Annotated in this window: 16 protein-coding genes and 1 pseudogene; 8 read left to right on the plus strand and 9 right to left on the minus strand. The window is 43.1% G+C overall.

The features are described 5' to 3' along the window. Positions 1 to 25 precede the first annotated feature (25 nt). From rffA to NKI27_RS13765, 4 genes are all read right to left on the minus strand, one after another. On the minus strand, positions 26 to 1,165 hold the full coding sequence (gene rffA, locus NKI27_RS13750) for a dTDP-4-amino-4,6-dideoxygalactose transaminase (protein WP_265046608.1): 1,140 nt from the start codon (positions 1,163 to 1,165) through the stop codon (positions 26 to 28). Further along, entirely contained in the window at positions 1,152 to 1,724 is a 573-nt protein-coding gene (locus NKI27_RS13755) for an acyltransferase (RefSeq protein ID WP_265046609.1), read from the minus strand. Before NKI27_RS13755 ends, rffA begins: the two co-directional genes overlap by 14 nt. 81 nt (positions 1,725 to 1,805) lie before the next feature. After that, positions 1,806 to 2,489: a hypothetical protein gene (locus NKI27_RS13760; RefSeq protein WP_265046610.1), complete on the minus strand. Its 684-nt coding sequence runs from the start codon at positions 2,487 to 2,489 to the stop codon at positions 1,806 to 1,808. A gap of 47 nt (positions 2,490 to 2,536) precedes the next feature. Continuing rightward, the gene (locus NKI27_RS13765; protein WP_265046611.1) at positions 2,537 to 3,346 is read right to left on the minus strand and encodes a glycosyltransferase family 2 protein; all 810 of its coding nucleotides are present in this window, start codon (positions 3,344 to 3,346) and stop codon (positions 2,537 to 2,539) included. Positions 3,347 to 3,591: 245 nt separating this feature from the next. Here NKI27_RS13765 and NKI27_RS19470 point away from each other — a divergent pair, with 245 nt between their 5' ends. From NKI27_RS19470 to NKI27_RS13775, 3 genes and pseudogenes are all read left to right on the plus strand, one after another. After that, the gene (locus NKI27_RS19470; RefSeq protein ID WP_406802471.1) at positions 3,592 to 3,753 is read left to right on the plus strand and encodes a transposase family protein; all 162 of its coding nucleotides are present in this window, start codon (positions 3,592 to 3,594) and stop codon (positions 3,751 to 3,753) included. A gap of 21 nt (positions 3,754 to 3,774) precedes the next feature. Continuing rightward, positions 3,775 to 4,434: pseudogene (locus NKI27_RS13770) on the plus strand (ISAs1 family transposase); the annotation flags it as partial. A 56-nt stretch (positions 4,435 to 4,490) separates the two neighbouring features. Further along, positions 4,491 to 4,691, plus strand: coding sequence for a hypothetical protein (locus tag NKI27_RS13775; RefSeq protein WP_265046613.1), 201 nt, complete (start codon positions 4,491 to 4,493; stop codon positions 4,689 to 4,691). A 55-nt stretch (positions 4,692 to 4,746) separates the two neighbouring features. Here NKI27_RS13775 and NKI27_RS13780 read toward each other — a convergent pair whose 3' ends face one another. Continuing rightward, positions 4,747 to 5,127, minus strand: a complete 381-nt coding sequence (locus tag NKI27_RS13780) for a GtrA family protein (protein WP_265046614.1) — start codon at positions 5,125 to 5,127, stop codon at positions 4,747 to 4,749. 431 nt (positions 5,128 to 5,558) lie between these two features. Between NKI27_RS13780 and NKI27_RS13785 the strand changes: the two genes are divergently transcribed. Next, entirely contained in the window at positions 5,559 to 7,454 is a 1,896-nt protein-coding gene (locus tag NKI27_RS13785) for a beta-galactosidase (protein ID WP_265046615.1), read from the plus strand. Between the two features lie 160 nt (positions 7,455 to 7,614). Here the strand turns inward: NKI27_RS13785 and NKI27_RS13790 are convergent, their stop codons facing one another. From NKI27_RS13790 to NKI27_RS13805, 4 genes are all read right to left on the minus strand, one after another. Then, entirely contained in the window at positions 7,615 to 9,783 is a 2,169-nt protein-coding gene (locus NKI27_RS13790; protein ID WP_265046616.1) for a glycosyltransferase, read from the minus strand. Positions 9,784 to 9,800: 17 nt separating this feature from the next. Next, on the minus strand, positions 9,801 to 11,066 hold the full coding sequence (locus NKI27_RS13795) for a glycosyltransferase (RefSeq protein WP_265046617.1): 1,266 nt from the start codon (positions 11,064 to 11,066) through the stop codon (positions 9,801 to 9,803). 129 nt (positions 11,067 to 11,195) lie between these two features. Continuing rightward, positions 11,196 to 12,806 carry a hypothetical protein gene (locus NKI27_RS13800; protein WP_265046618.1) on the minus strand — a complete coding sequence of 537 codons (1,611 nt, stop codon included), beginning with the start codon at positions 12,804 to 12,806 and terminating at the stop codon, positions 11,196 to 11,198. A gap of 14 nt (positions 12,807 to 12,820) precedes the next feature. After that, the gene (locus tag NKI27_RS13805; protein WP_265046619.1) at positions 12,821 to 13,861 is read right to left on the minus strand and encodes a glycosyltransferase family 2 protein; all 1,041 of its coding nucleotides are present in this window, start codon (positions 13,859 to 13,861) and stop codon (positions 12,821 to 12,823) included. Positions 13,862 to 14,220: 359 nt separating this feature from the next. Here NKI27_RS13805 and NKI27_RS13810 point away from each other — a divergent pair, with 359 nt between their 5' ends. From NKI27_RS13810 to NKI27_RS13825, 4 genes are all read left to right on the plus strand, one after another. Further along, positions 14,221 to 15,036, plus strand: coding sequence for an ABC transporter permease (locus tag NKI27_RS13810; RefSeq protein WP_265046620.1), 816 nt, complete (start codon positions 14,221 to 14,223; stop codon positions 15,034 to 15,036). Next, positions 15,026 to 17,407: an ATP-binding cassette domain-containing protein gene (locus tag NKI27_RS13815; protein WP_265046621.1), complete on the plus strand. Its 2,382-nt coding sequence runs from the start codon at positions 15,026 to 15,028 to the stop codon at positions 17,405 to 17,407. The genes NKI27_RS13810 and NKI27_RS13815 overlap by 11 nt, the downstream gene beginning before the upstream one ends. Beyond that, complete coding sequence (locus tag NKI27_RS13820) at positions 17,404 to 18,393, plus strand: PIG-L deacetylase family protein (protein WP_265046622.1); 990 nt, start codon at positions 17,404 to 17,406, stop codon at positions 18,391 to 18,393. The genes NKI27_RS13815 and NKI27_RS13820 overlap by 4 nt, the downstream gene beginning before the upstream one ends. Before the next feature lie 452 nt (positions 18,394 to 18,845). Further along, positions 18,846 to 22,151 carry a beta strand repeat-containing protein gene (locus tag NKI27_RS13825; RefSeq protein ID WP_265046623.1) on the plus strand — a complete coding sequence of 1,102 codons (3,306 nt, stop codon included), beginning with the start codon at positions 18,846 to 18,848 and terminating at the stop codon, positions 22,149 to 22,151. Positions 22,152 to 22,188: the final 37 nt, after the last annotated feature.

The following is a 22,188-nucleotide window of genomic DNA, read 5'->3' on the forward strand; positions in this document are numbered from 1 at the left end:
ACGTACACGTCCGCAAAAGACACCATCACAAAACATGCGTTATTACTGAGCGTACTACCTGAACAACCTGTTCTTGCTCTTGAGAGGTTATTCCGTACCACAAAGGAAGTCGAATCAATCGCTCGCTTTCCCTTGTGGTATAGCTGTCGCTGCCATTAAAGCGGCCCAGTTGATAACCTGCTGAGGAACTATGCAAAGGGACGTAGTGAAACACACCCATTACACCACCTTCGTTCAACATTCGAATTACTTCGCCTCGCTGTTCAACATTCTTAACTTTTAAATAAAACATATGCCCGTTGTGAGCACACCCATCAGGGATTTGAGGGAAATCAATATCACCCAGTAATTTCAAGTCACTAAGTTGTTGAGCATAAAAGTTCCAAGTTTTTAGGCGTGCGGTATTTATTTCAGCAACGTTTTGAAGCTGTCCGTATAAATATGCTGCTTGTAATTCAGAAGGTAGGTAACTACTGCCTATATCTACCCATGAATACTTATCGACCATCCCCCTAAAAAACTGACTTCGGTTAGTTCCTTTCTCTCTAATTATTTCAGCGCGAGCCACGAAGTTCTCATCGTTTATAAGTAGCAACCCTCCCTCGCCACCACTAGTGTAGTTTTTAGTTTCATGAAAACTGTAGGTGCCCATGTGGCCAATACTGCCAAGCGGGCGCCCTTTATATGTTGACATCATACCTTGAGCGGCATCCTCAATTACAAACAAGCCGTAGCGAGAGGCAATATCCATTATGATATCCATTTCGCAAGCAACACCTGCATAATGGACAGGAACAATGGCCTTGGTCTTTTCATTAATCGCAGCTTCTATGAGTTTTTCATCTATATTCATTGTATCTGGTCGAATATCCACAAAAACAATTTTCGCACCTCGAAGTACGAATGCATTGGCAGTGCTAACGAACGTGTAACTAGGCATGATAATCTCGTCACCTGGCTGCACATTAATTAGCAGTGCGCCCATCTCAAGCGCATGTGTACAAGATGGTGTCAACAGTGCTTTTTTGCACCCGACTTTTTCTTCAAACCATTGTTGGCAACGCATGCCGTACTCGCCATCACCAGATATTTTCGAACTCCGCATAGCCGTCAAGACATGCTGTTCCTCATCTCCGGTGTAAGGTGGTTTATTAAATGGAATCAACGTCAAGCTCCTTCAGAAATTCCTTCTCGAGCGCAAGCAAATCTTTTTTTCGTTCTTTTACTCGCTTGGCTGGATTGCCTGCATAAATCCCCCAAGGCTCTGTGCTGCGACTCACCACTGTCATAGCCCCTACAGAACAGCCATCGGCAAGATCTACCCCAGGAAAAACCACTGAATTTGTTCCAACTATTACATGCCGTCCAAGGCGAATACTCGACAGCGTCTCGCTTTTATACTTTTTGCTCACAGTCGGGTTAGTTAGTGTTTTACCACTATAGTCATCTGACTGAGCAAATAGCTTTACCCCATATGCAAGACCACTAAAATCTTCGAAATAAATTCCGGGGTCACCGCCTGCAACTAAGCTCATCGTTGCTATATGCACAAACCTCCCTATCTTGACCTTTCCGGAAACCACACAAAAATCATCAATACGGGAGTTATCTCCAATTTCTATTTGATCCGCATTATATATGCTCGCCTTATCGCTTATTTTAACGTTACTTCCAAGCTTCTTGAACTTCATGAGTTCAAGTTCATATCTAGATAAGTAAGCCATAAAATAAGCTCCTTAGTTCATTTTTAATCATACTATGAAGGATTCAAATCGAGAGGGTTTACGCAGAGTAGATCAATAAAATTAAGTAGAAGAATACTTTTTACGGTAGTCTAGAACGACCTTACAAAAACCAGCGTAAAGCAGTGACGCAAATATCCCAACAATCAAACTTAAAAATGCTGTTTTAAACAACACCTTTATTTCGAATTTTGGCTCATCGACTTCTAGCGGCTCAATTAGTTGATACCTTACAATGCGGGTCGTGCCAATCACAGAGTATGCCTTGTTCGCATTCTCTCCTGCTGCTTGCTCTTTCAGCCGAGCATCAGCAACTATCGCTTCAGCCGTATTTTTAACAAGCGTCTCAGCATCAATACTACTATCGTTTTCTGCCGAAACCCAAAGACTATTAGATGGATTACCCCCTACCCCTACATCATAAACGGACAACATAACCTGATCACTTTTATAAATTCCGATCAATAGGTTAGGCGCCATGATAGGTCTTGCCTCACCCCCATGCAAAAGAATCTGAGCAAGCTCAATCAACGCCATCGCTTTATAAGGGGTATTTTGGTCAGCAGCATCACTCGCTACTTCAGATTCATTTACTAATACATTTTGTGCGATAACCTTCTTGACTATAACTCCACAAAAAAAAAGGATAGACACCGCAACCATTACAACTAACAGCCGCGCGCCCCTTTCCACAAAAAAATGAATAATATCGACTAATTGAACCTCTATTTCAAATTCAGGCTGCATTATCTTCCTACCTTATTTTTTATTTGAAGGGATAAAAGAAACTTAATCTAAAACCAGCGCCAGCCGTACTGATCGAAGAATAATTTAGCTGAGCGCATAAATAAATGGAAGTGCTCCCTCCCCTTACGCCCCGCACCGCCTCCATGATGCATTATCCGTACACCAGGGTGACATACAATTTTACCTAACTGACCTGTTCTAATCGATAAGTCAAAGTCTTCAAAATATAAAAAATAGCGTTCATCAAACCCACCCAAGCGCTTAAGCACATCAGTTCGATATAGCATAAAACAACCACTTACGATCTCTGCATCAAATAGCTCGTTAGCCATTATGCACTGCCGTTCTTCATAACGAGCAAGAATAGTTCTGAATAAATTATTAAGCACGGTATTATCAATAAAGCGCAATGCTAACACCGCAATACTGGGGAACTTCTTACATAAATACTGTAACTGTCCTGTCTGAGGATCAGTTGAAAAAGGAGAGAGTAAAGCAACATCAGGATTATCATCCATGTACTGAATAGCGTTTAACAAAGAATCTTCATGCAGAATAACATCAGGGTTAATCACGAGGTGATACTTAGACTCGACTTCTTTAATCGCAATATTATGACCTGCTCCATAACCCACATTTCCATGTTTAGAGCGCGCCACTACACGGCAGTTTGAAAGCTGCTTGAAATCATAATAATCACTAAATTCAGTATCTGCGTTGTTTATCATATATAGAGGGGGAAGGAGATGCCCCGCATTATCGGTATTTAAGACACGCACCGCCGCGTCGAGTGAATCTAACGTTTGTGCCAACATCTTCTTGTCAGGGTTATATAACACGCAGGAAGCGGTCAACATATTTTTTTTATCCGTGATAAACAACACCCACCATCAGTACTTCCAAAACCAACCTCTAGACCGTTATTAAAACAGCTAATAAAAATGTAGATTGTACAGAAAAGGCAGGGGAAAGTTTAAGGTTTTTTAAGATATATCTGTTCTAGCGCAGGGCCTCCTATCAATAATTGATCAATTTCATTAGTAATACTCAAACAATTCTATAGCGTATCTCGCTTTGACATGACATCAAGAGCGAGAATGTTTTGGATATTGAAGCTTGTAGCCTCCACATCACGGATCCACGAAACCCTAAAAATCAAAAATATTTATTATCGAACTTAATACTCATCACTTTCTCGTCGGTTATCAGTGGCTATGACACTCCCGATAGCATGGTTGAATTTGCGAAGCTTAAATTGAGCTGATTACGTCAGCACGTTGAATTAAAAACAGTGCCTTGCGCCGAAACCTTGAGGTTTTTCATCGCATGCATCAAGCCTAACGAATTAATAAAAGGCTTCGAAGCGTTCGTAAATCCCCTTAACTCTGCGGCTGAAGGCGATGTTATTGCAATCGATGGAAAAACCATGAGAGGTACACGTCATGGGGTATTTGATGCACTTCATGTGGTTAGTGCCTGGTCAAAAAATCAAGGTATCACCCTGGCTGCACTTGAATCGAAAGGCAAGTCTAATGAGATAAAAACAGTGCCAGAATTACTGGAACTTATTGATGTGAAAGGTGCCACAATCACCACGGATGCGATGGGTTGCCAGCGTGCGATAGTGGCCAAAATTCGTGACGGTCAAGACGACTATGTTTTACAGCTAAAAAACAATCAAGAGAATTTACTCAAAGAAATTAAAGCTTACCATCACAAACTTGAGCGCGAGGGGTATGCGAATACAAAATATGAGCAATTTGAGGAGATCGATAAAGGGCATGGTCGCCTAGAAATTCGGGGGTATCAACACTTTGAACTCAGTGACTGGGTGTCTTGTAAAGACGCATGGAGCGGTGCGCAATCAGTTGTGCGGGTTGAACGAAGCCGCAGCACAGCCAAAGGAGAATCAACAGAAGTTGCCTGGTATTTAAAAGTTCACTAAATATAAATGCTAAGCATGCAGCCCTTGCAGTACGAGGACATTGGGAAGTCGAAAATATGCTTCATTGGCGTTTGGATGTGATTTTTAAAGAAGACGAGTGCCAGCTTCAATCTGGAGCGATGACAATGGCCATTATTAAGCGCTTTTGCATGAATTTATTGACAGTGAAGGACACGAGTAAGCGACGCATGAAACATAAGGTAATGGCAGCCGGTATTGATGATGACTACGGGACTCAAATATTGTTTTCTGGTTAATTATTGTTAGGTGGCCCTGTGTTCTAGCGTATTCAGCACAAATCTAAATTGACCATCACCGATAAACAAAGAATTTTTGCAGACCAAAGCTGAGCGTAACAAGCACCATTTCTACGAAAACCTTAATGACTACAGAGTAGACCCAGCCGCCTGAAAAGGCGGACATAATTCCTTTTATGGCCAATGTACTTATTAAGGTCATGAAACACCAGACCAGAATAAAACGCAGCAAGCTAGAAAACGCTATATTCGCCCCCCCCCCCCGCTTAAAGGTAAAAGCGCCATTCAACACATATCCTGCGCATGCGCCCAACATTCTCGACAGGATATTGGAAACTTCGGTCGTTAAAAATAAAATAAATAACGAAAACGCAGTAACATCCAATAAATACTGGGTACCGCCAACCATTAAAAAAATGATAAATTGGTTTTTCATTTTATGTGAAGCTTAGTGCGTAACGTCTCACTTGGAGGATTACCTATACCACAACTAAAAAAGACAACAGCACGACACTGGGAAATATCGCTATCGGAAAATATAAGCAACAAGAGAACTAGCCTACAGCATCACTTTTCCTACAAGTTAACATACTAACCTCGAACAATTTGAAGATCAAATGATTAAGAAGCCCTGTACGGGTAATTGTCATTGATAAATTAACGTCATTTAAACCATTAATATGCTGCGATATATTAAGCACGGCAGCCCCCTAAAAGCGACTTGAAGGCCAGCTAACTAATGGCGAAACTTTGAAAGCCCTTACTGGGCATTATGATTCAGTTGCTTAAATTCTTATTAGGCCTTAAATTAGACTGATCTTTCTTGTGCTATTTTCTTGCGATAATTTTTAAAAAATGGAGTTTTTCGTGTTAATAAAAGAACTAAAGCTGTTACTGATAACGCTTATAGTGCTGGCCTTAACTGCTTGTGCTGAAAATAAAAATTCAAGCGTAGAGCAGGTAAAAAAAACAGATTTTGAAAACAGATCGCCGACACTTAACCGCATAAATGAACCACTGCTAATAGCACCCATGATTGAGGGCATTCACTATTGTGACGCCCCCCAACATCTAGTGGGTGTAAACAAAGAAACCCCACATTATAAATATTGTGCTAACAACGAGTTTAGCATGATCAAACAACTTAAAGATCTTTTAAACAGCCTAGAGCCAAATGGCCCCGAAGGTAAGGTTCAAGTAGGATACACCTACGGTATTGCTGTACTAGGTTTGTATGACAAAACGCCAGATGGTTGGACACTAAACAAAGACAAAATAACGCGAATTTTTAATAATATACAGCTGGTCGGCCGGCCTACCGTCGTTTATTTTCTGATGAACCATTTTGATACTGCTAGCGAGTTAAGCAAAGAGCTCAGTAACGATAAACAAAACTTAATGCAGCTGGCTAACGGTGAACCGCCGATAGAGGTTTATTTTCAAGCACCCATCATCCCTTATACTTTATCTGTCGATGAAACAATTCCTGTTAATAAGTATAGGTTTGAGGCGCTTCGTGCATTAATAAGTCACTACTCAACCCTACCTGAAGAGCAACAAAAGTTAATACATAGTTTTACACTGGCCGGCGAAATACACCACATGTTTGAAGACTTTCAGGGGGGAATGGGCAAGTTTGATGACATCAAACTGACTGATTATAGCAAGCATAGCAAACAAGAGTTTCGATATTGGTTAGCAGAAAAGTATGCGACGCTAGATCATCTAAATAGCGAATTACTCACAGCATTCCCTTCTTGGGAAGCCGTAGAACCTCCTAGTAAAAACATTAGAACAGAAGCATTAGACGGGTTTTATCAACATGTTGATAGCTACTCTCACGGTATGCTTCCAATTTTTGGCTGGTTATGGGATAAAAACTCAAACAATGTAAGAAACATCAAAATTTACCTTAATGGCGAATATCTAGGCAATGCAGATCAGAATTTAAACAGATTAGATGTTTACCAAGCTATTAGTGATCTGGATACGCCTAATGTAGGGTTTCGATATGAACTAGACTTTAGTGCACTTGAGCCAGGTATTCATGACATTCAAGTAGTGGCAGATACTACCGAAGGCGAGTATGAAATGGCTCGTCAAAAATTTGCATATATAAACAGAGAGCAAGATCAACCTAAAAAAATCAAGCCTGTTAATAAGATCAAATCGCTAGCACCAGCAAGCTCACTAGACTCAGTCAGATATTACGTTGACCACCCTAAGCCATTGATAGACGTATATTATAATCCACTAGCTAAGCAGTGGCATCTTTACCGTGAGTCGCAAGTTGAACGTTTTATAACGTACACCTGGAAAGAAGCATTAGCACTTGGAGCTGAGCAAGAAAAGCTCTATTCACATCAAATCCCCACATATTTAAACTCATCGTGGAATACCGTTTTATTTGCAACAGGTCAGTCAATGAGAACTGAGTCTAAATACCTTCCAGGCATTACCTTATATGGTGGAGGCGCTGACGGCGATATAACAAAGCAGATATACCCCGCCATGAAGAGCAGAAAATACGGCGTTCCTGAATATCACTCTCAACAATACAAGTCATACGAGCCATCATACAACGCACTCATGACTCACTATTATGGAAATGCCGATTTTGTTTCACCTTACTATATGTCAGTCGTTCCTGATGACATACACCAAGGAGATGAAGCCCATAAAAAGTTTTTAATTAAAGAAGGGAATGCAAACTATGGCTCTGAGTATCTATATAAAGCAATACAAGAAATCGCTCGCGATTAACAGTCTAACAGCATCGTAAATTAAAAGCCTGGGGCGGGTTGGCAAAAGTAAGTACCTTACAAAACCCGACCAAACTTAAAAATTTAAAGTGCAGGTCGGTTTTTCTAATAAGTCCCGACCTTCGAAAGCTGCCTAACTTTCAGCTTTATATAAAAATACTTTATTTAAGAATTTCATGAATAGGTTTTTGAGATAACTTACGCTTAATATAGCGCTGCATTTTAAAGGGAATAAGGGCAGAAAATTTACCAAAAATAGAATGTTCTCTAATTTTCCATAACCGCTTCAGCACCCGCTCTCTTCTGCAAAGGTTATTGCTTGTAACAACATCAAGCCAAAGGCATAACGTCTCAATTGAAACCGTCTCATCACTTTTTCTTGACCAGTTACCCTTAATGTACCGATCATCATAAAATAAACAACTGCATCCCTCAGCCTGAAGATTACTAGTTTCTATAGCACCTTCAGCAGCCACATTTAACCAAAAGCTTTTCCACCCATTCACAGACATATCCCAGTTTTTAACGGCACTAAAAGCACGACCCGCCACCCTCTCTGAGAATGCGCCAATGTTAGGCACGACCACAGGAAAACCTTTCTCTAACGCGGTACTAAGGGTATAACTATAGGTTTCTGGCCACTGAGCAGGAAACCACATAACATCAGGGTTAATAGCCGCAATTTTAGCGTCCAACTCATCTAACAAGTATGGCCCATGAGTCGTCACATTACTTGACAAAGGTCGATAAGCATAGCCTAGCAAATGAAATTCTACAGAACGTCCATTGAGGCTATCTGCCACCTGCTCTAAAACATCAGCCCCTTTTTCGCGACTAATTGCACCCAAAACCAAAACACGCAGCTTTCTTTTTGACTGGCTACCAAACCCAAACAAAGGCGCAGGATGCTGAGTCGAATTCTTAGAATCCGGATGCCATGCCACAACCGTATTATCTAAAGCAAAATCCCTTAAAAACCGATTACGCGTATCGTAAGATGGAAAAATAACGCGACTTGCCCCCACCAACAAACCAACCTGATTACCTCGCCATGTTTCAGCAGAAACAGGGATGGGGTAATGCTCAATACAACGTTCATCTCGTGAAGCACGATCTTCACAATACACACCATGCTTATCTGTTAGTGTAGGGTTTCCATTTATAAAGTAATAATCATGAACAGTAACATCATATTCACAGTCCAAATCTGCAGCAATCGCCCATAAACGTGTAGGCAGCCCCATAACATGATGAAAATGTACAAACCCCACCCCAAGATACCTGCACAACAGTAACAAGTCGTCATATTGGCTGGCAATGTTAAACTCTAGTGAATCCTTAATGTGCTCAGTCAACGAAAAAGACAGTTTTACAACACCCTCACTACAAGGGTAAAGCCGTAATGTAATTGCCCTCGACTCAACATGCGCTGCCAGCTCTTCAACATGCTGCACCACGCCGCCGCCCAAGCCGTGATCAATTGAAAGTATTTTAGGCCGTTGATCATTCGCCAGTAGCGACAATAAAAACTTCAGTCTATAGGGTTTAGCTGGATCCTTATTGATGAAAGCATGAACATCACCTTGGTAATTAGGGTGAAGACCATTGAGTAATTCAAGCGCTCGATCTTTACGAGGGTCTTGTTCGTCAGCAAAACTAACCCCTCCTTTGTGGTAAACAAACACATTCATTAAATGAACATTCCGCCAACCTGCTTTAATAGCCCGCTGACACCAATCATTTTCTTCACCGTAACCCTTGCCAAATGTATCCACATCAAAAAGGCCTACCTTATTCAGGCAATCGCGCCTTATAAACATACAAAAGCCAACGCCTGTCGGAATATCAACAACACTTCCTTCAGGGTTAGATGAAGCGCAAATAGCATCAAGCTTTTTCACGCTTAAACCGTTAAACAACGCATTATCTTCACAAAAGTTAGGAAAACTACAAATAGTCGCATTATTAGAAAAAGGTGTCACAGAACCAATATTAGGTTCACTATAAGCAGCCACTGCAATACGTTCTAACCAGTCGTTTTCAACTTCAACATCACTGTTCAATAACAACACATCATGCAAAGGGTTTAATGACATCCCCTTATTGACCGTAGCCACAAAGCCCAAATTTTCTGCATTTTCTAACAACTGAAAGCCGCCTGTTTTAGCGCGCGCTCTCAGATACTCCGTCACTTCTATTTCTGGCGAGCAATCATTAATAACCACTAACTGCGAAGCTCCAGAAGGTAACGTCCTAAGCGCAGACTCTATGCATTCTTTTGTCTCTTCCAAGCCCCGATATACCGGCACAATTACATCTATCATATTCATAAACTTACTCAATGCCTTTATCGACCCAATACACGCTTAACACGACCAACCAAAGAAGTATTCCTTAACCTCTCTAACACACTAATTCTGTCAGCCAAAGCAGCGTTTTCCTGCTCAAGAAAAGTGATTGTTTCACTCTTTTTCTGTAAATCTAAGGCTAACTGTTTGATAACTAAATCCTTCTCTTTAATGACCTCAATAGCATGCTCGTACTCTCGAACTAGCCCTTCGGAGGCCTGGTCTTTTTCCTGAATCACAGAAACAGCGTGCTCATACTCCTTTGACACCCGCTTAACGTCTTCTTCTTTTTCAGTAACCACGCTCAGCGCATAAGAATGAGCCTCTTCTAGAGCCATAATATTGGCATCTTTTGCTTTAATAGTCTCAACCGCATGTGTGTGCTGCTCACCAATGACGTTCAGTTTTTCTTGATTAACACGCTGCAATTCGTCAGTTGTCTGGTCACGCCATTGGTGGGTTTTTCTAAGTAGCTCATAAAAATCAACTGAGGAATAATGACTCAGCCACTTATTATAAATAGCCAAGTAAGCACCCTCAACCTGCACTGCATCATGCACGCCCGATGCATTATCGTGCAAACGATAAACGCTAGTCACATCAGAAGTCGCTATAAAAGGAATCTTCTCACTGACCTGCAACCAAAAATCCCAATCTTCAAAAAGATCAAGAGCAGTATCAAAGCGAACCCCGGCATCGACCACAGCTCGGCTAAAAAGCACACTCATGATAGGTAAATAGTTACTATAAAACAGATGATTCCTATCAAAGGCAGTATTATATACTTTTATTTCCTGCTCAATCTCTGCACCTTCACTGTTTTCGCCAACACCCACCAAAACCGCTTTTGTGGCAGAGTAAACTGCACACTCAGGATACCCTGTATCAACCCTCTCCAGATCCGAAGCACACAAATGTGAAACCAACGATGAAAGATGAGTAGGTAGCCAATAATCATCATCATCCAGAAAACAAATATAATCGCCCTTCGCGCCTTCTAACCCTTGGTTGGCCGCCGCTGTGCGCCCTACATTTGTCTCTAGTTGAAGCAGCTCAAGCACCAGATTATCCTTTACCTCTGCGCTGTTTTTGCTATCATCTAAACTGCTAACAACATCACTAACATCTACGCCGCCATCATTCACAATCACGACATGAACAGGTCGATAATCTTGTAAAATAATAGACTCAAGGCAAACCCTTAATGTCTCCGGCCTGTCTTTAGTTCTAACGATAACGCTTACCAGAGGCCGTAGCACAGGCATTTATTTACTCCCGAGAATAATAGTTTAAACACCTAAACAAAAAACCGCACAGTTTACAATACTCCCCAACCCCATACAATAACGAGCCTGAGCCAACAGTACAGTTCAACACATAATGGCGATAGGACATCACTCTGAATTGATCAAAACCTCCAGTGTTTCTGAAAACCACCAATGAGTGCCGTCGGTGGCATATACTTGATACTTTTCATTATCTCGAGGCCTAACAAATCGTTCTGAAAACTGGGTTGTCGCCACCGAAAAAGCACGCTCCACAAAAAGTATGCCTGCGCTATACGAAGGCGACACATTAACATCCCACTCCAATACCCCGCGGTTAAACTGAACAGGTTTATGTAAAGTCAACGAGGCATTCATAGCCTTACAGCGAGCTTTTAGCGTACTCAGCTCTATTCTATTACCTTCAGAGTCAAATAATACATACGTAGAAGCCGAATTCAGTGCTTGCAGGCAATTTAGGGTGAAGAATACAGGACGTTCGCCCATTAAATTAATGACATTCATCAATGCGCCCTGCTTAAAATTAAGGGGCAACAGCAACGATAATAAAGAAGAACCCTCACCTAACTCAGATAAAACAAATTGCGTAATAATATAATCTACTTTCTTAGTTTCGATAGCCTTAAGCTTTTGGGCCGCTTGATATTGCAGAAAAAGAGAAACAAAGAAAGCACAGACAATAACACCCACCTTAACGTGCTCAGAAGCCTTATTAAAAAGCACTACACATATAGCCACAATTAAAGCACAGTCAAAAGCGAAGAATATTCTATCCGCATGCTGGTCAGAATATATAATTCCATGAACAGCCCCCAATGCAGGCAGCGAAAATAACAGCGCCACAGCAAAAAAACTCAAGAATTTTTTAGGGTCTAGTACCATTGCAATCACAGCAAAGACTATGATTAAAAACTTTGCATTAAGATACCAAAGAAAAAACGCCCCCCATTGAGCCCCGTTCACGCCAAGAATCTCAACTGCATAACCATCACCAGAACGCCCGTCTTGAGAAAGGCCGATAACATGCCAACGTAAAGCAATATGCAGCGCCACCGTCAACACAAAAGCGCCGAGTGCGTAAAGGTCACGCTTCTTCAAAGCATACAGCATCAGTACCAAGGCAGAGATAATGTAAACCTCTTTTGACTGCAAAGATAAGAACAGCGCAATAGCAACAAATAACAACCTAACCCACTGAGTCTCCCTCTCCCTTTCCCACTCCCACTCCCACTCCCCAAAATACAGCAAAAAAGCAATGAGACTAAATATACCCCCCACCAGATAATGTGTGGTATAAAAACGCGAGATCAAAGTGAGTATTGCCTCACTTGAAAACATTAAAACAACCACAAAAATAGACGCCCAATAGTCCTTTGTGATTTTAAAACACAGCTGGGCACACAGCGCAGACACAACCCCAAAACATAACAACTGAAAAACCAAAAAACTACTGGGGTTTAGCCCTGTAAAGATCCATAAAAACTTATAAATGCTCAACGCGACAGGCGTATAATGAGCCGCAGAGAGTTGCTGATAAATTTCAGGCTTGTAATAAACCTCAAACCAGCCATACCTGGCAGCCACTTCTAAGATGTGAGCATCATCTTCAGAAAAAGACGACCACCCCAGCAACAAGTACAAACCGCCCAGCAGAGCAAAGCTAATAACTACAAAATGGATCAGCGGGTAATTTAAAAACCTAAAGGGCTTTAATAGCATGTATTTATAGACTCTTAGCGGGTATTTTTGTTTCTAGCGGGGGAATGGTCACTTGCTGCATGAGCAGGTATTTCATGAGCAGGTATTTCATGAGCAGGGCCACTTTTAACACAGGTATGATGGTTTCTAACAATATAGATAGGCCTTTGCTTGCTTTCGCTATAAATTCTTCCAATATATGCGCCTAGCACCCCAATCCCCATCAATTGAACACCGCCCAAAAAGAGTACCGCGACCAAAATAGAGGCATACCCAGGTACATCAACACCAAACGCCAGCGTTTTAACAATAATCCAACTACCGCTAACCAATGCGACCAAAGAAATAACGACACCCGCATAAACCCAAACAGAGAGGGGCACAGCACTAAAGCTGGTTATACCTTCAATCGCCAGCCCCCAAAGTTTTTTAGTATTAAAAGATGAAACACCTGAATGACGCGACTCAACCTCAAACTCAACAACCGTTTGGCGAAAGCCCACCCATGCAAAAAGCCCTTTCATAAAGCGCCTTCTTTCAGGCAGCGCTTTAAGCGCGTCAACAACGCATCGATCCATTAAACGAAAATCACCCACATCCCTCGGGATTTCGCAATCTGATATGCGGTTATGTAAAAGGTAAAACCAACCCGTCACCAGTCGCTGCAACGAATGGTCGGTATCTCTCGATAAACGCCGAGCTAAAACAACATCGCTACCTGCCTCCCAATGGCTGAGCATCTCATCAATCAATTCAGGGGGGTGTTGAAGATCTGCATCCATAGGGATAACAGCATGCCCTTTAGCCGCATCAATGCCGGCGGTTAAAGCCGCTTCTTTTCCAAAATTCCTAGACAACTCAATCACTGAAATACAAGGGTTACGCTCTGCATGGCAAAGCAGCTTTGTTAACGTATCATCCTGGCTTCCGTCATCAATACAAAGTATTTCGTAATCATACTCAGTAAGGGCATTTAGGGTTGTTTCTAATCTAAAGAAAAACGCATCAAGGCTGCCCCCTTCATTAAAACAAGGAACCACCAAAGAAATACACCGTTTTGAACCCGTAAGCGCCATTATATAATCCAACGTGAAAAACCAAACCAATATAACCCTAAAAGCACCTTTATCATGGCAAGTAATGAATGCCAAAAAGCTATAAAAACTACAGTAAACCTGCTTACGTTTGTTACACGCACAGATCCAGTCAGAGGGTATATATCTGTAACAGGTTATTTTACTGTATAAACTGCCTTATATAAACAATTAGAGCCAATCTAACCTGGCTTACACGCTCTCTCACCACCCCCCTTTAATTAAAAAACCACCCCCAACCTTAAAGCAACCGTCAAACTGACCCATTAATGCACATTGCGTGAAAAAAGCCTTAATGGTATGGTGAGCCCGATTTATTTACTGCAAATTAAGGGAGCTGCATGGTTAGCATCAAATGGCTAAAAGGTTATTTTTTTCCCTCTCAACAAAAAGGGTTGCTCTACCAACTTGTAAAACGTGAGATCAAACAAAAATTCCAAGGCTCTTGGTTAGGTCTAGGGTGGGCAATACTCACCCCAATAGCCATGCTCGGTGTTTACACCTTTGTCTTCCGCTCAGTACTCAAGGCGAAGTGGCCCGGCAGCGCAACCGACTCTGATGCAGAGTTTGCCCTACAGCTATTCTCGGGCCTATTAGTGTTTACACTGTTCAGCGAGGTCATTGGCAGAGCTCCAACGCTTATTTCTGATCAACCCAATATGGTCAAAAAAGTAATCTTCCCCCTACCCATCCTCCCCTGGGTCAGTGTGAGTGCATCCGCTTTTTTTGCACTACTCAGCTTACTGGTATTAATAGCCGCCTCATGGATCACGCGTGGTGAACTCACCATCCACCTAGCTGCCTTACCACTTATTGTTATAGCTTTTGCCCCTATTTTGCTCGGTCTTAGCTGGTTGTTATCATCCCTGGGGGTTTACCTGCGAGACTTAGGCCACATAGTCGGCTTAATTCTGACGCCTTTAATGTTTTTATCCCCTATATTTTACCCCATCACTGCCCTGCCCGATTTAGTACAAGAGCTTATGATATGGAACCCCTTAGCCCTCATTATCGATTCAGTTAGGCTGGTCGTACTCCATGCAGAATGGCCAAATTTTTATGCACTAGGGCTTTATTTAATGTTTTCTATCACCATAGCCGTAATGGGTGCTGCATGCTTCCACAAAACACGCAAAGGGTTTGCCGATGTCCTCTGAAAACAACGCTCACACCGATTATGCAATAGAGGCAAGCGAACTCAGCAAGGTGTACCATTTATACAACGCACCGTCAGACCGGCTAAAACAACTACTATTTGGCCGAAAACGCACCTACTTTAAAGAGTACTCAGCCCTTAACAACGTCAGCTTTCAACTCCCAAAAGGAGAAGTACTCGGCGTTGTAGGTCGCAATGGCGCGGGTAAATCGACCCTGCTACAACTGCTTTGCAGCACACTCACACCTACATCGGGCAAGCTAACCATTAATGGCCGTATCGCCGCACTGTTAGAGCTAGGCGCAGGGTTTAACCCACAATTTACCGGGCGAGAAAACATTTATCTTTCCGCCACCGTGATGGGTATTAGCAAAAAAGATATCGACAAGAAAATAGAAGACATTATTGATTTTTCAGGCGTTCGCCCCTTTATAGATCAACCCGTCACCACCTACTCCAGTGGCATGTACGTCCGCCTGGCATTCTCGGTTGCCACCAGTGTCGAGCCCGATATTTTAATCATAGACGAAGCCCTCTCAGTCGGCGACGGTGACTTCGCCAGACGCTCATTTGAGCGCATCATGACCATGAAAGAAGCAGGAAAAACCATCCTCTTCTGCTCTCACTCCCTGTATCAGGTAGAAGCCTTGTGCACTCAGGCCTTATGGTTAGAAAAAGGGCAAATTAAAGCAACAGGCAAGCCCAGCACGGTCATTCCCGTCTACCAGAGTTTTTTAGATCAGCTTGACAACCGATCACCTCAGCCGGATGCACCTCAAGACAGCACAACACAAACTAACACGCCCCCCCCAGGCGATGCTGGACAAACTGACACAGCAAACGACAGCGCTACCACTGACGCCACCCCAACCGACACCCCCACAACCACCGAGCTCACTCAAGCAAACTCACACACTGGCGCCCGCTTAACACGCATAACCGCCACCGCAGATGGCGTAACCAGCAACACCCTACACTTAATAAGCCGAAGCAGTAACCTGCATTTAGACATTGAGTTTCATAGCACACTAAAAGATGAAACACCCCAGGTCGCCATCGCCATTCACAGCGCAGGCGGCCAGCTAATCACCAGTTGCGGCAGCTGGGTAGACAACATAAGCCCAGAAATAGACGCAGAAGGTAACGGCCGTATTCAGTTAATACACCCTCAACTGCCTCTACTTAAAGGCACCTACTATTTAGGGGTACTACTATTTTGCCGGCGCGGTATTTTCTTGCATGACGAAGCAGACCCCGCCATTACATTGCACATAAGCCAGCCCAATCAAGAACGAGGCCTCGTTTACCTGCCTCATAAATGGCAGCTAGCCTCGCAATCTAACCCTGAGCAACCCAATCCAGAGCAACCCAATCCAGAGGCGCCCAAAAAAGCCATCGCCACACAACGCTGGCAGGCCATCAATGCAAATGACGTTTCTCAAACCTCCTTACTGGCGCTATTTGAGCAAGTATTCGGGCACACACTCGACCCTCAAGTTTGGCGCTGGAAATACCGCTTTGCAGACACGCCCGGCTCAGTAGTGCTAGAAAACAAACAAATCGTCGCATTCACTGGCGGTATCCCCCGTAAAGGGCTGGTCTTTGGTCAGCCAGAAAGCATGATTCAAATGGGGGATGTCATGGTAACCAAAGGCGTGCGCGGCATACTTGGCAAAAAAGGCCCTTTTTATCTAGCCTCACAACACTACCTAAGCCCTCGAGTAGGCCCGGGGTTACAATACTCATTAGCATTTGGCTTCCCCAACGAACGCGCAGGTAAAGTAGGCGTTATACGCGGCATCTACAACATCGTCGATAAAATAGTCGAGCCTCATTGGCCCCCTCTAACAGAAGCCAACCACACAAACACCCAAATACAAATGATTGACCCACACCAAAACAACCAATGGGAACAACAAGTTGATACACTCTGGCAAGCCATGCAACAAGACACTAACGATGTCGCCATCGGCTGCCGAGACAGCCAGTGGGTTAAACACCGCTACATCAACAAACCAGGTGCCGACTACTTACTTGCAATGGTCGCCAATAGCGAACAGCCCAACCAGCCGCTGGGCCTATTAGTATTAAACCACCATATAAACGGCACCATGGAGCTACTCGATATCGTCGGCTCACGCGACTCAGCCTTAACCTTAATAGAAGCCGCCAGACAAATCACCGCCCACTATAAAGCATCCCATCTATTTGCGTGGGCCACACCCAGCGCACTAAGCTGGTTTAAAGGCAGTGATTACCAAAGTCATAAAACCGAAGTCGTTATACCGGGCTGCAACATAAACAGCCCTCAACACGCGCTTCGCGTAAAAGATCGATGGTGGCTATTAGGAGGCGACAGCGACTTTCGATGAACTTTGAACAACTCATAACCCCCTATAACAGTCACCATACCCTACCCGGCAAAAAAGTAGTCGTTTTGGCCCCCCACCCAGACGACGAAGTCTTTGGCTGTGGTGGCACGCTTAACCAAATGGCCAACGCAGGCGCAGACATTACCGTACTCATCGTTACCGACGGCGTGCTCCGCAGTGAACACACCCATCAAAACACACCAGCCGCCATAGCCGAATTTAAAGCACAAGCAAAAAAGCGCCATGACGAGTCAATAAAAGCGGCTAAAACACTTAATTACCCAGCGCCTATTTTTTTAGGGCTGCAAGATGGCGAACTATTACAAAACGGTAATCTCGCAAACGACATCAAAAAACACCTGGCAAACACCCCTTACGACCTACTATTAGCCCCATCAATATGGGAGATGCACCGCGACCACCGGGCCGTAGCACAAGCCGCCCTCACCCTTATAAAAGAAGCCCCCCATAACTGCCAGCTTGCATTTTACGAAGTTGGTGTTCCCCTCCTCCCCAATTACATGGTCGATATAAGTAACAGCCAACCTCAAAAAAATGAGGCCATGCAGCACTTTCAGTCACAGCTAACCACACAGGCATATGCCGATCAAATACGCGGACTAAACCGGTTTCGCAGCTACACCCTAGGGCCAGACGTAACCACTGCTGAAGCGTTTCACTTAGTTTCTAATAGCCACACCACACTATTTGCAACCCTGCACGCACCCAGCCAATGCACACTCGCCTTAATAGAAGCAGAGCAAACAATACAAAACCTCAAAGCCCGACCCGCTGAAGTGTCGAGCATGACTAGGCAACCCAAAAAACACAAAGAAGATAAAACAGAAATAGAGGCGCTACGAAAAGCACTAATTCAAGCACAACAGCACACAACTGCATTACAAAACACACTAAGTTGGCGCATCACCGCCCCCCTGCGCGCATTAAAAATACTTTATCGCCACCTAAATTATAGCGAAAAATAAAATGTCAACCCACAGACTTGAAATTATTACACTTATTTTACAAAAAATAACCTTATTATATACAAAAAGATGTATACTAAGCTGGCAGATAGAGGCTAGTATGCCTCCAACAAAGTCACTCACTACTAAAACGTTAATTAAAACCATTATAAAATTAACAAGGATGTAAACAATCAATGTAAATATCATATCCAACTAAACAAAGCACACAGGCCCTTATTTCACAGAAATTAACTATTGACGATACTTAAATCACCAATTATCATCTATTTGACGATAGGGCATGTTTTGCATCTGTGTATGTAACCAAATCGTAATATTTCACAGCTACTATAAAACGCAGCAATAAAAACAGAGCGAATAGAGCGTGAAAAGAACACCAAAATTTTTTAGTTCACATTAGTGAGTTAATAAATACTTAAGAAGATAACCTTTGATCAAGGAGTTTTTAAATGGCTATAACAGCTATCCAACGCACAGAACTTGTCTCATTACTTGTAGGCATGTTCGATGCAGCACCCTCTGCAGAAATCTTAACTGAATTTGTTGCATACTTCGAAGCGGGCGATTCAATTACAGATATCGCTAACAACTTGGATGACACTGAAGTTTTTCAGTCAATGTATCCAACTTGGTTCACAAACGAAGATTTTGCCAGCAAGTTCACTAAAACTATCATGGACGGCAATACCGACGCAGCAGGCCTAGCAGTAGCCACTAGCGAAGTACTTGCTCTACTAAACGCAGGTTATTCTCAAGGCGAAACAGCAAAAATTGCAACTGACTTCCTAATGGCTGTCGATGCAACTGACGTTGTTTTCGGTCAAGCAGGTCTTGCATTACAAAACAAAACTGAAGTTGCAACGTATCACGCAACTCAACTACTTAACGCCGACTCTTCACTAGCAAGCCTACAAGCGGTTCTTGCAAGCGTAAACGCAACTCAACAATCAGTTGACGACGTTAAAGCACTAATCGACTTAGGTGTAACAAGCACTGCAGATTTCGATCAGATGCTAACAACTGGTCAAGATAACCTTACTGGCACCGCTGGTAATGACTCTTTTGCAGCGTGGATATTCAACAACTCAAACTCTGCACAATCTGGCGACATGATCAATGGCGGCGAAGGTACAGATACATTAGTAGCTGAACTTGGCAACTCTGCAGGTTTCGCTATCGCACTTAAGACTTACTCTGTAGAAGTCGCTCACTTCCGTGCACAAGCATCAAATAATGTTGACGCAAACGGCGATAACGACAACAGCGCTGGCGGTATCGACAAGTTCGCACAGGTTGACGCTCAAGACATGAACGGAACAACTCAGTTCTGGTCTACTGAAAGCCGTGCAAACCTTCACATCGAAGACGTTCGCAACAACAGCCACGAGACAACTCTAGGCTGGAGAAGTGCAGACGCCGGTAATGTAAACTACGAAGTTTACTTCGACACTCAGCACATCACTAAGCCTGGTGCAACAACAGCTAACTCTCAGCTTTTCTTAGAAGTGTTAGACTTGGCAGGCATGAAAAACTATGACGAACCATTACGAGACAACCCTTACACGGGTGTTTCTTTTAAGATGAAAGCAGCTGACGGTACAGAAACTGTCATCACTGTTTCTGCAGAGAATCCCGTGAGTGGCCCAAGTGCAACTTACCAAGAACTTGCAGACGGCATCAACGCTCTACTTATCGAACAAGGTTACACAGCAATAACTGCTGCTTTGGGTAGCGACTTTGGCGCTATCAACTCTACTGACGGTGTCACATACGAAGGAACAACCATCGTATTAACCAACAGCGGCCCAGAAGTTCTTGAAGGCATTGGCTGGACCACAAACGGCACCGTACCAGCTTCAAGCAACGTACACACCGATATCGATGACACTGCACCATTAACATCAACTACATTAACCCAGGTTGATGTAATTCTTGATAACGTAGGTCGTGGCTCTAAGTCTGCAGACTTTGTTGCGGGTAACATCTCTCAGAATGCAAGCGTTGGATTAGAATCTAACTCAAGAGGCATTCAGCAGTTCAACATCGATGTTGACCGTAACAGCTGGGTGAACGAGATTCGTTCAACTAACAACACGTTAGAAGAAGTGTACGTTGAAAGCATTGGTGCAGAAGGCAGCATCCGCATCGACGCACTTCAAGATGTACGTGTGTTCGACGCAACAGGAATGAAGAATAGCGTAGCTGTAACTGCAGATTTATCTGATAATGTTATTACTAAGTACTTCAACCTAAAAGACGTAGCTAGCAACGTAGCATCTGACAACATTGTGTTTGAATACACTACCGCGGCATCTGATGACACTATAAACCTTACAGTTTCAGAAAAAGCTGCAGCTCACGAAGACTTTAAACTATTGGTAAATACAGGTGCAGGTAATGACCAGGTTACTATCAATGTAGACGCGGCAACATCAGAAATGTTAGCTGACCAAGCAGCCTTAAACAATATTGTTATTTCTACAGGTGCAGGTGACGATACTGTAAGAACTATAGGTAATGGTGTAGCAACTATCACTACAGGCACTGGTAACGATACTGTTTATTCAGATAACTCTGGTGATAAAGCTATCTGGTTATTTAATGCAGACAACACAGATGAAACGAATATCCAAGGTAGCGGTGCAGGTGCACCACAATTGCTATACAAAGCTCAGCTGACTGTAACTTACTCTGCTGGTTCTGTTGGTTTAGGTGGTGGTGTCACGACTGCCGCTGCAGCAGCTGGTTTAAACGGTTTTGAGTCAACTGTAACCATCCCAACCACAAACTACGTGGGTAACGATGCTTCAATCAACCAAGCCATTAAAGATGCAATTAACAATGACTCAGTGTTGAGCAAGTTCTTGTTAGCTGAAGATGGACCGAATCACTCTTTAGTTATCAAATCTCTTGTTGATGGTGTGTACGCATCAACTGACGTAGATGTAAGCATAACCGCTGCAAGTTTCGCAGATTTATCTGCCTCTGAGCAAGCTGGAGTTATATCTGCCGGAAGAACATTAGCTGCTGACTCTACAGCAGTTATCGATCAAACTACTCTTGACAATTCAGTAATTGCTGCAAATGCTGCAGTTGATGTTACTATATCAGCAGGTGAAGTTGGTACAGATAGCAATCAAGGTCAAAACGACAACATTATTAATGTTGGCTCTGGCGATGACGTAATTGCTTTGTCTACTGTTGCTCTCTCTGTAGAAACAATTGTATTTACAGAAACAAACATCGGCAGCAATACCATCGCTAACTTCACTACTGGTGCACTTAACGGCGACATCCTAGACTTTACTGCATACCTTGATAACCTAGAAAGCGTAACAGGTAGCAGCGAGTCACAGGTAGCTATTACAGGTACGTTTGGAATAGAAAGTGTAGCTGGCGGCGCAGTACTTGACGGAAACTCAATTACTGTTATTAATGATTTTGCTCAGTCTGGTACCAAGACGTTTGCAAACTTAACTGCTTCTGCACTTAAAGATGCAATTAAGACAACTGGTACCGTTGCTCACGCTAACATCGTAGACGCTACACTAAATACAACTGGGGCTAACGCAGACTTAGTTGGAAGCACTCGTGACCACATAGTGATGATTGAGAATGACCTGAACGCTGGCGAATACAAAGTATTCCACCTAACTGATGATAACACTGGCGCGGAATTCGCTACTGTTTCATTACTAGGCACCATCGATCTAGGCTCTGATGCAACAGCACTTGTTGGAACAAACTTCGCTTAAGCTAACTGGCTTATAACTGATAAGCCCGCTTATCAGT

Origin of the sequence: Alkalimarinus alittae, from assembly GCF_026016465.1 — a bacterium.
Classification (GTDB): domain Bacteria; phylum Pseudomonadota; class Gammaproteobacteria; order Pseudomonadales; family Oleiphilaceae; genus Alkalimarinus; species Alkalimarinus alittae.